The 13,043-nt window shown below is 72.7% G+C and carries 12 protein-coding genes; 9 read left to right on the top strand and 3 right to left on the bottom strand.

The window, feature by feature from the left end; translation table 11 throughout:
* Positions 1–43: 43 nt before the first annotated feature.
* The 6 genes from ACIQOU_RS32425 (at position 44) to ACIQOU_RS32400 (ending at position 7,297) form a co-directional block, all read left to right on the top strand.
* Entirely contained in the window at positions 44–1,018 is a 975-nt protein-coding gene (locus tag ACIQOU_RS32425) for an MBL fold metallo-hydrolase (RefSeq protein WP_401542711.1), read from the top strand.
* Positions 1,019–1,650: 632 nt separating this feature from the next.
* On the top strand, positions 1,651–2,667 hold the full coding sequence (locus ACIQOU_RS32420; RefSeq protein WP_401542708.1) for a glycoside hydrolase family 6 protein: 1,017 nt from the start codon (positions 1,651–1,653) through the stop codon (positions 2,665–2,667).
* A 547-nt stretch (positions 2,668–3,214) separates the two neighbouring features.
* Positions 3,215–4,015 (top strand): nucleotidyltransferase domain-containing protein, encoded by an 801-nt coding sequence (locus tag ACIQOU_RS32415; protein WP_401542706.1) that lies wholly within the window; start codon positions 3,215–3,217, stop codon positions 4,013–4,015.
* A gap of 177 nt (positions 4,016–4,192) precedes the next feature.
* Positions 4,193–6,067 (top strand): FUSC family protein, encoded by a 1,875-nt coding sequence (locus ACIQOU_RS32410; RefSeq protein WP_401542703.1) that lies wholly within the window; start codon positions 4,193–4,195, stop codon positions 6,065–6,067.
* Positions 6,068–6,212: 145 nt separating this feature from the next.
* A complete protein-coding gene (locus tag ACIQOU_RS32405) occupies positions 6,213–6,902 on the top strand; it encodes a DUF899 domain-containing protein (protein WP_401542700.1) in 690 nt (229 codons plus the stop codon).
* Positions 6,903–7,108: 206 nt separating this feature from the next.
* On the top strand, positions 7,109–7,297 hold the full coding sequence (locus ACIQOU_RS32400) for a hypothetical protein (RefSeq protein WP_401542697.1): 189 nt from the start codon (positions 7,109–7,111) through the stop codon (positions 7,295–7,297).
* A gap of 26 nt (positions 7,298–7,323) precedes the next feature.
* Here the strand turns inward: ACIQOU_RS32400 and ACIQOU_RS32395 are convergent, their stop codons facing one another.
* The 3 genes from ACIQOU_RS32395 to ACIQOU_RS32385 form a co-directional block, all read right to left on the bottom strand.
* Complete coding sequence (locus ACIQOU_RS32395) at positions 7,324–9,186, bottom strand: ABC transporter ATP-binding protein (protein WP_401542927.1); 1,863 nt, start codon at positions 9,184–9,186, stop codon at positions 7,324–7,326.
* A gap of 901 nt (positions 9,187–10,087) precedes the next feature.
* A complete protein-coding gene (locus tag ACIQOU_RS32390) occupies positions 10,088–10,528 on the bottom strand; it encodes a hypothetical protein (RefSeq protein ID WP_401542694.1) in 441 nt (146 codons plus the stop codon).
* Positions 10,519–11,265 (bottom strand): ATP-binding protein, encoded by a 747-nt coding sequence (locus ACIQOU_RS32385; protein WP_401542692.1) that lies wholly within the window; start codon positions 11,263–11,265, stop codon positions 10,519–10,521. Before ACIQOU_RS32385 ends, ACIQOU_RS32390 begins: the two co-directional genes overlap by 10 nt.
* Before the next feature lie 286 nt (positions 11,266–11,551).
* Here ACIQOU_RS32385 and ACIQOU_RS32380 point away from each other — a divergent pair, with 286 nt between their 5' ends.
* From ACIQOU_RS32380 to ACIQOU_RS32370, 3 genes are all read left to right on the top strand, one after another.
* Entirely contained in the window at positions 11,552–12,412 is an 861-nt protein-coding gene (locus tag ACIQOU_RS32380; RefSeq protein WP_401542690.1) for a helix-turn-helix transcriptional regulator, read from the top strand.
* Positions 12,413–12,667 (top strand): DUF397 domain-containing protein, encoded by a 255-nt coding sequence (locus tag ACIQOU_RS32375; protein WP_401542687.1) that lies wholly within the window; start codon positions 12,413–12,415, stop codon positions 12,665–12,667.
* A 70-nt stretch (positions 12,668–12,737) separates the two neighbouring features.
* Positions 12,738–12,911 (top strand): hypothetical protein, encoded by a 174-nt coding sequence (locus ACIQOU_RS32370; protein WP_401542685.1) that lies wholly within the window; start codon positions 12,738–12,740, stop codon positions 12,909–12,911.
* Positions 12,912–13,043: the final 132 nt, after the last annotated feature.

The raw sequence follows: 13,043 nt of genomic DNA, 5'->3' as shown, positions 1-13,043 counted from the left end.
GCTGTCGGACACCTGTAGGCCGGTTGTGACGACAATGATCCACATGAATCTTCCCGACGGACTCCCCCTGGTCGCCGACGGACTCCACCTGTGGTCCCCCGGCCACGCCGGCACCTGGGGCTTCGCCAACTGCCTCCTCGTCACCTCCGGCGATCAGGCGGCGCTCATCGACACCCCCTACGACCAGCCGATGACCGACGCCCTGATCGCCGCGGCGGCGCCGGTGCTCCCCGCCGGTGTCGCCGTCAGCACGATCGTCAACACGCACGTCAACGGCGACCACACCTTCGGCAACGGCTCCTTCCCCGGTGCCGAGATCATCGCCACCAAGGCCAGCGCCGAGCACCTGTGCCGGGAACCCACCCCGCAGCAGATGCACGTCCTCACCCACGAGACACCGGCCGACGCGCCCCTCGGCTGGTACATACGGGAGCACTTCGGCCGCTATGCCTACGAGGGCGTCGACGCCGTCCCGCCCACCGTGACCTTCTCCGGGCGCCACGCGCTGCGGGTCGGGGACATCGACGTCGACCTGATCGAGGTCGGCCCCGCGCACTCGGCCGGCGACCTCATCGTGCACTTCCCGAGCCGCCGGGTGGTCTGCGCCGGCGACATCGTCTTCGCCGGTGACCACCCCGTGCACTGGGACGGCCCGCTCGCCCGCGTCATCGCCGCCTGCGAGACGATCCTCGCCCTCGACCCCGAGGTGATCGTCCCCGGCCACGGCCCGGTGCAGAGCCCGCAGGAGGTCCGCGGCTACCTCGCCTACCTGCGTGAACTGGAGGAACGCGTCCACGCCCGGCACGCGGCAGGCGACTCGGCCGGCCAGGCCGCCGAGGCCGTCCTCGCGTCCGGCTTCCACGACGAACTCGGGCTGCCCGAACGCGTCGTGATCCTCACCGCCGTCGAGTACCGCCACCTCGACCACGTCACCGACGAGGTCGACCTCATCCACCTCTGCGACCAGGCCGCCCACTGGGCCCACCGCCACCGAGGCCCAGGCACCACCCCGGCATGACGACGACCGCGACGGCATGAGGACGACCGTGCCCGGGTAACGACGGCTGCGACCGCGTGCCGTGTTCGGGGTATGGCGGCCGTGGCCGGGTAACGGCGGCCGTGTGTTGTTGGTCGGGGGTGGCACCCCCGACCGGCGCCACTGCTGTGCCCGGGTGGCGACGGGTGCGGGACCGTGTGGCGACGGCCGTGCGGTACGACGCGGCCGTGACCGGGTGATGGAGGCCGTGACCGCGTGACGACGGCTGCGACCGCGTGGCGACGGCCGTGTTCGGGGTGTGGCGGCCGTGGCTGGGTAACGGCGGCTGCGCGGCCGCGTGTTGTGGGGAGGGGACGGCACCCCGACCGGCACCGCTGCCGTGACCGGTGACGACGGCTGCGCGGCCGCGTCGCGGCGGTCGGGGCGGTGGCCGTGTTCGGGTGACGGCGGTCGTGAGTGCGTAACGGTGGCAGGGGGCGTCCGCCGAGGGGTGGGCGCCGTCGGCCGCCGTCGGGGTGATCTTCCGGCGAACCGCTGGCCGAGGTGCCGGGCCCGGGCGCAGGCGCCCGCACACTCCCGGGAGACAACCCCCGCCCGGTCGTCGCCGGTCGGCGCCGTGCCGGGCGTCGCGGCGGCGGGATACGGAGTCGCCCGTGCCCAGCCTTCCGCCGTCACCCCGCCGCCCACTCGGCGCCCGTGCCGCAACCGCCCGCGCGCTCCTCGCCGCGCTCCTGGTCGGCCTGTGCTGCACGGCCGCCGCACGTTCGACGCCCGACGCGCTGTGGACCGACCCCGACTCCCCGGCCGCGCGGCAGGTCGCCGAGTGGCGCCGGGAGGGCAGGACGGCGGACGCGGCGCTGCTGGAGCGGATCGCGTCCCGCCCGCAGGCCCAGTGGCTGTACGGCCCCGACCCCGGCCCGACCGTCCGCGCCCGCACCACCGCCGCCGCCCGCGCCGGACGCCTCGCCGTCCTCGTCGCCTACTACATCCCCCACCGCGACTGCGGCCAGTACTCCCACGGTGGCGCCCCCGACGCGGCCGCCTACCGGACCTGGATCGACCAGTTCGCCGCGGGCCTCGACGACCGGGGCGCCTACGTGATCGTCGAACCGGACGCCGTCGCCCAGGTCGTCGCGGGCTGCAAGAGCGTCACCGCGACCGAGCGGTACGCCCTCCTCTCCTACGCCGTCGACCGCCTCAAGAGCCGCCCCCACACCCACGTCTACCTCGACGCAGGCAACTCCGCCTGGATTCCCGAGGCCTGGCGACTGGACGACGCGCTCAGGTCGTCCGGCGCCCGGCGCGCCGACGGGGTCTCCCTGAACGTCTCCAACTTCCAGACGAACCAGACCAGTTCGGCCTACGGGGAGTGGCTCTCCAAGGACCTCGGCGGTCTCCACTACGTCATCGACAGCAGCCGCAACGGCAACGGACCCGTCGCCTCCGCCACCGGCACCGACGCCTGGTGCAACCCGCCGGGCCGCGCCCTCGGCACCCCGCCCACCACCGCCACCGGCCAGGCTCATCTCGACGCCTACCTGTGGATCAAACGCCCCGGCGAGTCCGACGGCACGTGCCGGGGCGGCCCGGCGGCGGGCCAGTGGTGGCCGACGTACGCGTTGGAACTGGCGCGGAACGCACACGGGACGGCGGCGGACGGTACCCGCTGAGGGGCGGTTGCCGACGGGTGGTGACCGGCGGCTGCCAACGCCCGTTGACCGGCGGCTGCCAACGCTTGTTGACTGGAGGATGCCAACGCCCGTTGACGGGTGGCTGCCAACGCTTGTGGGCCGGCGGTTGCCAACGCGTGTTGACCGGCGGCTGCCAACGCTCGTTGGCCGGCGGTTGCCCACGCGCGTTGGCGGGCGCCCCGCAAGCTGGCTGGTCGGCCTGCGCCAACACCCGTTGACCTGTATCCGCAACACCCGTTGACCGGCGGTCGCCAACACCCGTTGACCCGCATCCGCAACGCTCATTGGCCCGCAACTGCCAACGCCCGTTGACCGCCAGCCGCCAGCCGCCAGCATCCGCTGACGGGCGGGCCGCCAACGCTCGTTGACCGCAAGTCGCCAACGCCCGTTGGCAGGCGGGCCGCCAACGCTCGTTGACCCCCGGCCCCCAACGCTCGTTGACCCCCGGTCGCCCACGCCCGTTGACCGCCGACCGTCCGTAGTAAACCGTTCGACGGTGTCGGCGCAGGCCGGTCACCCTGGGCGGATGACCTCTTCCCTCTCCGAATCCGCTTTTCTCGACGTCGTCGCCGATCGGCTGGCCGGGCTCACCGGTGCGCGGGCCGTGGCGCTCGGGGGGTCGCGGGCGCAGGGGACGTTCCGGGAGGACAGCGACTGGGACCTCGCCGTCTATTACCGGGGACGTTTCGATCCCGGTGAGGTGCGGGCGCTCGGCTGGGCGGGCGAGGTGTCCGAGGTCGGCGGGTGGGGCGGCGGGGTGTTCAACGGCGGCGCCTGGCTGGACATCGACGGGCGGCGCGTCGACGTGCACTACCGGGACCTCGACGTCGTCGAACACGAGGCGGCCGAGGCCGCGCGGGGACGCTTCCGGGTGGAGCCACTGCTGTTCCACCTCGCCGGGATTCCGAGCTACCTCGTCGTCGCCGAACTCGCCGTCAACCGTGTCCTGCGGGGCGAGCCCGTCCCGCCCGTCGCCTACCCGGCCGCCCTGCGCTCCACCGCCTTCGCCCACTGGTCCTGCGCCGCACGGGCCACCCTCGGATACGCGGTCGACCAGCACGCTCGGCACGGGCGGCTCACCGAGACGCTGGGCGGCGTCGCCGTCGGGCTCATGCAGGCCGGGCACGCCGTGCTGGCCCGGCGCGGTGAGTGGGTGACCAACGACAAACGCCTCCTGGAGCGGGCCGGGCTACGGGGAGCCGACGGCATACTGCGGGAGGCGCCGGCCGCCGGGGGAGCGGCCGCAGAAGGGCCGGACGCGCTGGTCGGGGCTGTGGAGCGGGTGCGGGAACTCTGTGAGGCCGCCTTTGTTTCCAAGGTCGAGTAGGGGGGATTTCGTTCATAAAGAAACCCGTTCGTCGAGTGAGCCGACACATTCCGGCAATACAACCGTTCCGTTCCCTCACCCCACGCCGTCTACCCTGGGGACACCGCACGCACCACCGCCCCGGCCACAGTCGCCCGAAGGCGCCACCCCGCCCTTCGTCGAGCCGACAGGAGCCACGTGACCCGGTCTCTGCCCGCCCTGCCCCCCTGGCTCGCCCACGCCCTGCGCGCCCAGCGCGGCCCCGTGCCCTGGAGCGCCGTCGTCCGCGGCGCCCTGTGCGCCGGACCCGTGCTGCTCGGTGCCGTGCTCCTGGACCGCACCTCGCTCGGCGTCGTCGCCGCGATCGCCGCCATGCTCGCCGGCATCAACGACCGCCCCGGCAGCCGCCGCGCCTCCATCAAACGGCTCGGCGTACCCGCGCTCGCCGGAGGCGCCGGGATGCTCGTCGGGACGTACACGGGGGACCACCTCGGACCGGTCGCACTCACCCTGATCCTCACCGCCGTCGGCCTGCTCGCGGGCGGAGTCAGCGCCATCGGACCCGTCGCCTCCGCCGCCGGCACCCAACTGCTGGTCGCCTCCGCGATCGGCGCCGGGATGCCCCAGCCCGAGGCCGGCTGGCAACGCGCCCTCGCTTTCCTCGTCGGCGCGGGCTGGCTCATCGGCCTGCGCCTCGCGCTGCCGACCCCCCGCTCCGCCGCCGGAGACTTCCGCTTCGACGGCGAACGGGCCGCCGTCGCCGCCGTCTACGACGCCGTCGCCGCCCTTCTCGACGCCGTCGGCAGCGACACCGCCACCGCCCGCCGCGCCGCGCTGACCGGCGCCCTCGACCACGCGCAGGACGCCCTCGCCGGACCCCGGCTGCGCCGCTACGCCAGTTCCGCGACGGAACGACGGCTGCACGCCCAGTACGCCGCCGCCCTCCCGCTGGCCGAGGCCGCCACCGCGCTGGCCTGGGCCGGGGACGCCGTCACCGCCCGCGCCTCCGAAGGCCCCCGCCGCCTCGCCGCCGCCGTCCGCGGCAACACCCCCACTGGACCGCTGCCCGCACCGCACCGCTCCGCGCCCGCCCTGCGCGCCCTCGACGACGCCCTCCTGCACGCCGCCCACGCCTTCGACCGGGGCGAGGGCGGCGACCTGCACACCCGGCCCCGCTCGACGACAGCGCCGTTGCGCGCCGTGTTCGGGGCGGGCGGACGCGAGTACGGGCTGCGGGTCGCGCTCTGCTTCGGCGCGGCCGTGGGCGTCGCCCAGTATCTGCACCACGCCCGCTGGTACGGACAGCACGCCCACTGGTACTGGCTGCCCGCCACCGCCGTCTTCCTCGTCAAGCCCGACCTCGGACCGCTCGTCTCCCGGGTCCTGTGCCGAGCCGCAGGAACGATTCTCGGGGCGCTGGTGTTCGCCGGGTTCGCGGCCGTGCTGCCCCGGCCCGAGGGGCTCATCGCGCTGGTCGCCGTGAGCGGCGCCCTCATCCCCGTCGCCACCCGGCACTTCGCCGCGCAGACCGCCGTCGTCACCGTCCTCATCCTCGCCCTCGTGATGGTCGGCGGCGAACCGCAGGCCTCCCTCAGCCGCATCGGCGAAACCCTGCTGGCCTGCGCGATCGTCCTCGTCGTCGGCCACCTCCCGATGCCGGGACAGCGCGGCGGGGGAGTGCGCTCCCGGGTCGCCGCGGCACACCGGGCCGCGCACGCCTATCTCACCCACGTGCTGGAGGAGGCCGTCAAGGGCAGCGCCGACGCCGACGCCCGCGCCGTCCGCTGGACCCTGCGCCGCGAGGCCTACCGCACGCTCTCCCAGGCACGGGCCGCCATCACCCTCGCCGGCGCCGAACTCCCGTCCCTGGCACGGCATTCGGCGGGCGCCGACGACGTCGTCCACACCCTCGAACGGCTCGTCGACGCGACCACCGCGTGCGCCGTACAGTTCGACGACTCGGGCCGCCTCTCCTCCCGGCACACCGAACAACTCACCTCGCTCCTCGACGACTTGGCCCAGGAACGCGAACGCAGCGGGCTCCGGCTGCCGGAACTGCCGTTGGCCGGTTGACCGTCGAGGCGTCACACCCTCGGCGGACGGCCGGTGACGTGACGCCACCGGCGGGGGCGGCGAAAAGAATTTCCGGGGCCGCGATGAGTTCCGCCGCTCACCCCGGTCACCACCCTGTACGGACCGTGTTGGTACAGGAGGAGTCATGTCGCTTCCGGAGATCGTCTCGCGCGAGCAGTGGCGCGCCGCGCGCGAAGAACTGCTGATCAAGGAGAAGGCCGCGACCCGCGCGCGGGACGCGCTCAACGCCGAACGGCGGCGGCTGCCGATGGTCGAGATCGACGAGGAGTACCTCTTCGAGGGCGGCGACGGCAAAGCGACGTTGCCCGACCTCTTCCAGGGACGCCCCCAACTCGTCGTCTACCACTTCATGTTCGCGCCCGACTGGGACGCCGGCTGCCGCAGCTGCTCCGCCTTCCTCGACCAGGTCGGCCACCTCGCCCACCTGAAGGCACGCGGCACCACCTTCGCCGCCGTCTCCCGGGCGCCCTACACCAAGATCCTGCCGTTCAAGGCACGGATGGGCTGGACACTGCCCTGGTACTCCTCCTACGGCAACGACTTCAGCCGGGACTTCGAAGGCACCCTGGAACAGGACGGTCACCTGTTCGACCGGCCCGGCATCAGCTGCTTCCTGCGGGACGGGGAACGGGTCTTCCACACCTACTCGACGTTCGCGCGCGGCCTCGACGTCCTCGGCTCCACCAACAGCTTCCTGGACCTCACCGCCCTCGGCCGCCAGGAGGAATGGGAGCAGCCCCCGGGCCGCGCCTCCGCCCTCGGCGCCCCCGCGGGAAGCGACCGGGTCCGCTACCACGACGAGTACCCGGACTGACCACACGTCGCACAGACCGGCACAGCGCGTGCGAGGGGCGGTGCCGTGCGTGCCGGTGAGCGTCACCCTGTCACCGGAATGTCACCCTCCGGGGTGAATGGGTGTCGGCTACGTCTCAGTACGGCCACTTACCGCGCCCTACAGCCCCCAGAAGGCGTTTACTCCTACGACATATGACGCTCTCTGGCGCTCTCTGGAGGTGCAGGGTGGTGAACGGGCGAACCGTGCTCGAACGCTTTCCCGCGGGCGGGCCGCGCGGATCATGGCCGGCCGAGGAGTTCGCACACGCGCGACGGCAGGAAGGTCTCGCGGCCGAGGTCGTCATGGACCTCACGACCGACACCTTCCTGGTGATCGTCCGCGGCGCCGAACCGGCCCTCGACGCGCTGGCCTGACGTTCCCCCGAGGCCGTCCCTCCTGCTCAGCCCGCCTTCGGCGCGGGCACCGGCGCCGTGAACTGCCCCGCCTGCAACGCATACAGCTCCGCGTACACCCCACCCCGGGCCAGCAGCTCGTCCGGAGTGCCGGACTCCACCAGGCGGCCCTGGTCCAGCACGTGCACCAGGTCCGCATGGCGCACCGACGCCAGCCGGTGCGTGATCAGGACGACCGTCTGCCCGCTCGCCGCCAGCGCCCGGATCTTCTCGAACACCTCCAGCTCCGCCCGCGCGTCCAGCGCCGCCGTCGGCTCGTCCACGATCAGAATCCGGCCCCGCCGATACGCCGCCCGCGCGATCCCCAGCCGCTGCCACTGACCGCCCGACAACTCGTGCCCCCCACTGAAATTCCGGGCCAGCAACGTGTCCAGGCCCCGCGGCAACGCGGCGACGACCTCCTCGGCGCCCGCCTCCGCGACCGCCCCCGCCACCCGCTCCTCGGTCAGCGGCGCGGCGGACCGGCCCACGGCGACGTTCACCCGCGCGGTGAACGGCCAGCGCTTGAAATCCTGCGCCACCATCGCGATCCGCTCGGCCAGCGCGTGCCGGTCCACCGTCGCCGTGTCCACGTCGTCCCAGAGAATCCGCCCCCCGTCCGGCGTGTACAGCCCCGCCAGCAACTTCACCAGGGTGGTCTTGCCGGAACCGTTCTCGCCGACCAGCGCCACGATCCGGCCCAGCGGCAGCGTGAGCGTGACATCGTCCAGAGCTGGCCGCACCGACTCACCCGGGTAATGGAACGTGACGTTCTCGAACCTGATCTCCCGAGGCTCCTCCGGCAGCGGATCACCCCCGACCGGAATCGCCCGCTCCGCCGCCTCGACATACAGCCGTCGCAGATCACCGACGAACAGAGCCTCCTCATGCAGGGAGTTGATCTCCAGAACCAGACTGTCGAGGCTGCCGGAACCGGTCCGGATCGCGATCACCGCCGTCCCCGCCACCGACAACGCCATCGCCCCCGCCAGCAGCAACCCACCGAGCGTCGCGTACGTCGCCACCGTCGCCAGACCCGTCCACAGCGCCGCGATCAACCCGGTGCGCGCCGCCAGCCCCGCCAGCCGCGCCTGCTCACCCTCCGCCGTCTCCGCCATCGCACGGAAATGCCGCAGCAGGAACGGCCCCACCCCGTGCACCCGGATCTCCGGAGCCGCCCCCGGCTCCGTCAACAACGACGCGATCAGCGAACCGGCCCGGGAATGCTGCACCCAGACATGGAACGACTCGTACCGGCGCCGCGCGTTCGTCAGCGCGCTCCACGCGCTCGGCACCGTCATCGTCATCAGCAGCGGCAGCAACGCCGGATGCAGCACCGTCAGCACACCGGCCGCCGCGATCAGCGAGATCGCCGCGTTCACGACCCGGCTGGAGTACGAGATCATCCGGCGGGCCGAGGCGGCACCGTACTGCGCGGTGTCCAGCAGCTTGTGAAAGGCGTGATCCTCGATCGCGGCCAGCTCCACAGCCGCCGCCCGCTCCAGATACAACTCCGTCGCCACCCGCTCCACCTTGGGCTCCAGACGCCCGGTGGCATACGTGGACGCCGCCCGCAGCAACGCCCCGAGCAACGTGACGACAGCCAGCGCGGCCAGCGCGGGGGCGGCACCCCGCAGCCGGTCCTCGATCGCACCCCCACCGATCAGCCGGCCCAGCACACGGTTGACGGCGAGCAGACCCACCGCCTGGAGGACACCCCGGCCCACCTCGGCCACCAGCACCAGCCGCGCCGCCCGCCGGTCCGCCTCCCAGGCCAGCCGGAAACTCGAACCCAGCAGCGACGGCAACCGCGTCACCATCGCCCGGAACCCCAACTCCAGCGCCCGGTCCCGGTGTTGACTCCAGCCCATGTCGTAACGGAGCGGCCCGCCGAACAGCAGCCGCTCCGACTCGGAGACCTCGCCCTCGCCCACCCCGCGCTTCTTCGCCACCACGGACCTCCCCGACGTCCGGTCCTCGGCCGGGTACCGACCGACGCGTGTCAACGGCCGCACATTGGCCGGTTCCTTGCCATCGGCGGACGTCGGTGAACGCCGGCGGACCTCGGCGGACGGCGGCGGACCTCGGCGTCCTCCGGCGGAGGCTCCGTCAACGGCTGTTGGCCGACCGGTCTCCGTCGTCGGCGGGACGCCGATGAGCCTTCTGCCAACGGTTGTTGGCCTGCTGCCGAGGGCTGCATGCCGACTGCCAACGGTTGTTGGCTGGCCGTCGGCGGCTGCATACCGATTGCCAACGGTGGTTGGTGACCGTCGACGGTTGTGTGCCAACGGTTGTTGACCGACCGTCGACGGTTGTGTGCCAACGGTTGTTGACCGACTGTCGACGGTTGTGTGCCAACGGTTGTTGACCCACCGCCAACGGCTGTTGGCCGACCTGGTTCTCCGTCACCGGCCGGACGTCGGCCGACTTCACGTCGATGAACGGCCACTATCGCGGGCCGGGGTGGTGGAGGGCAGGGCGTACGGGGGCGCAGGTGGGGCGTGGAGGGCGTGCGCCGGGATGGGGGCTTGGGCGGGGGAGGGGCGTCGGCTTTGAGGACGGGGCCGGGGGCCGGGGGCCGGGCGGGGATCGGGGGCCGGGGACCGAGGGAGAGGGGCCGGGTACAGGGAACCGGGGTATAAAAAAGCCGGTGCGGAGGTGCCCCCCTGTATGAGGCACCTCCGCACCGGTGGTCCCCCGGTCACCCCCATGACCGGGGCCGTCTTCCCCCCTCGGGCCTGCGGGCCGACCGAACCGTGTGACGCGGCTCGGTCAGGCGCTGACGGGCCGGGACCAGGTCGGTGTCGTTCCCATCGCCCGGCACAGGGCGAGGTACAGCGGGATCGGCGGCGTGTACGGAAGCGTGCCGTCCGGCCGATGGATGAGGCCGGGGCCGCCCGGAGCGTCCGGGATGATCGCGCCGGCGGTGTAGCGGGCCGGCGCCGGCCACTCCAGCGCGTAGTCGGAGTCGGCCGGCACCAGCCACCACCAGTGCGTCTCGTCGGCGTACACGCACCCCACGCGCGGCAGTCGGGTCAGCACCAGCGGGCCGAAACGGGCCGGCGCGGACACCGCGTCACAGCCCATCGGCGCCGTCATGTCGGCCGGCACCGTCAGCGTGCGGGGCCCGTCCGGAGACTGCCGCCCCCGCTGGAGCCGGACCAGCGAGTCCAGGTTCCGCACCCGGCCGCCCGACGCGGACCTCATCCCCATGAGGCCCCCGTCCCGTGACCCGCCTCCACGTCGGCCGTCCCGTCCCCGCCCGTGACGCGCGCCGTGCCGTCGGCCGTGCGCGCCGTGATGCCCGTCGTGCCGTCGGCCGTGCACGCAGGGTTGTCGGGGTTGTCGGAGGTGCCGGGGGTGCCGGGGGCGCCGCCCGCTGGGCCCGTCGTCTCGTCCGCCGGGCCCGGCTTGGGGCGGGAACCCCACCCCAGGTCGTTGCACGGCCCGCAACGGTGGCAGGGCTCGTCGGCCTGGCGCGGCAGCTCCGCCCAGACCAGCAGCCCGGGCCCGTGCTCATGCGCGCCCCACGCGTGACACATCGCGTCGATGAGGAGCAATCCCCTCCCCTGCTCCTCCTCGGCCCGGCCCTGCCCCGGCCCGTGCGCACCCGGCGCGCAGCCCTCGTCGCGCACGGCTATCCGCACCAGATCCTCGCCGTCCCGCAGCTCGCAGAGTATGGAACTGCTCGCGGTGTGCACGAGGGCGTTGGTGACCAGCTCGGAGATGACCAGGGCCGCGGTGTCGCAGATGTCCTCGCACACCGACCAGCCGGTCAACCGGGCCCTGGCCAGGCGTCTGGCCTGGGCGGGGGAGGCCGGATGGGCGGCCAGCTCGAAATGGAACCGGCGCTCGGCGGCAGGCCCGCAGGGGCCCGCCACCGCGGCGGCACCGAGGCCGAGACGGCCCCCGGCGGCGTCTGTTCCTAAAAAGGGCGCGGACGGAATCACGCTTGCCACTATCGCCCCGCCGCGAACACTTGGCAAGAGTCACTCTGGAAATTGCAGAGTGCGGTGTGACGTTCTGGACGGGCGTGGCACACTGCTCGCAACAGCACGTCGAGCGGCGCCACTTGGGATCACCGGAGATCCGAACAGATCTTCGAATAGGTCTTCGAATGGCGCCGCAGGGCTGTCAGCATGCTTTCGACGCTGCCGAGGCCGGCCGGAACCCCTACCCCGCCGCCCGGCAGGGAGTCCCGAAGCCCGCCAGGGCCAGCAGTGGAGGTGGTGGAGCGTGAGCGAACCGCGGTCCGCGCCGACCGTCGGCCAGGTCGTCCTCGGCCGTCGCCTCCTCGACCTCCGCGAACGCGCCGGACTCAAACGCGAGGAAGCCGCCCGCGTCCTGCGCGTCGCCCCCGCCACCGTCCGCCGCATGGAAATGGCCGAGGTCTCCCTCAAAATCCCCTACCTGCAACTCCTCCTGAAGTCCTACGGAGTCTCCGACGACGAGGCCGACGCCTTCGTCCTCCTCGCCGAAGAGGCCAACCAGCCCGGCTGGTGGCAACGCTTCCACGACATCCTGCCCGGCTGGTTCTCGATGTACGTCAGCCTGGAGGGCGCCGCCGCCCTGATCCGCTCGTACGACCCCCACTTCGTGCCCGGACTCCTCCAGACCGAGGACTACGCCCGCGCCGTACTGAGATCCGGCGCCATCGGCCAGACCCAGCCCGCGGAGATCGAACGCCACGTCGCACTGCGCGTCCAACGCCAGCGACTGCTCACCCGCCCCGACGCCCCCCGCTTCTGGGCCGTCATGGACGAGACCGCACTGCGCCGCCCATGCGGCGGACCGGAGGTGATGCGTGCCCAGATCGACACCCTGCTCGACGCCACGAAGCTGCCCCACGTGACCCTCCAGATCGCGCCCTTCGCCAGCGGTCCGCACCCCGGCACGTTCGGCCCCTTCGTGCTGTTCCGATTTGCCATGCCGGAACTCCCCGACATGGTCTACAGCGAGTACCTGACCGGCGCCGTCTACCTCGACGCGCGCGCAGAGGTGGCGACCCACCTTGAGGTCATGGACCGCATGGCGGCGCAGGCCGCCACGGCACATCGCACGAAGGAGATCCTCCTGGATCTCCGCAAGGAGCTGTAAATGGATCGCATCAGGCCGCGCGAACAGGTCTACAACGGCATGCCCGCGCGGGAACTGGGCAACGAAGGCTGGCACAAGCCCTGGAGCGGCGGCAACGGCGGCAACTGCCTGGAGGCCATGAAACTCGCCGACGGCCGCATCGCCGTCCGCCAGTCCACCGACCCCGACGGGCCGGCCCTCATCTACACCACCGACGAGATGACCGCCTTCATCGAGGGCGCCAAGGCCGGAGAAGCCGACTTCCTGCTGTCCTGAACCCGGCCGCCGTCCCCCTGAAACCACCCTTTCGACTCCCTTACCTTGGCACTGAGTTGACGACTAAAACATGCGCAACCCCCCGGCGACCCTCATGACCGGACAACCCCCCACCGAGAACGACACCACCCACCCCCACCCCGCCCGCAGATACGACGGGCACCTCGGAGACAAGGACAACCACCCCGGGCCGACGCCCGCGACCCGACCCGCCGCCTCGTCATCCCCGGACACGGGGCGGTGACACGAAAGCGGTAAGCGGTAAGCCATGAGACGCGGGGGAGTGGAAGCGCGGGAAACGGGGGAGCAGGGGGCGGCCGGGCTGAGAGGCGGGGTGCGGGGGCCGCGAGAGTGGGGCCGGGTGCCGTGGTGCGGA

Origin of the sequence: Streptomyces sp. NPDC091279 (assembly GCF_044757465.1) — a bacterium.
GTDB lineage: Bacteria > Actinomycetota > Actinomycetes > Streptomycetales > Streptomycetaceae > Streptomyces.
This window is presented reverse-complemented; position numbering and strand designations above follow the sequence as displayed.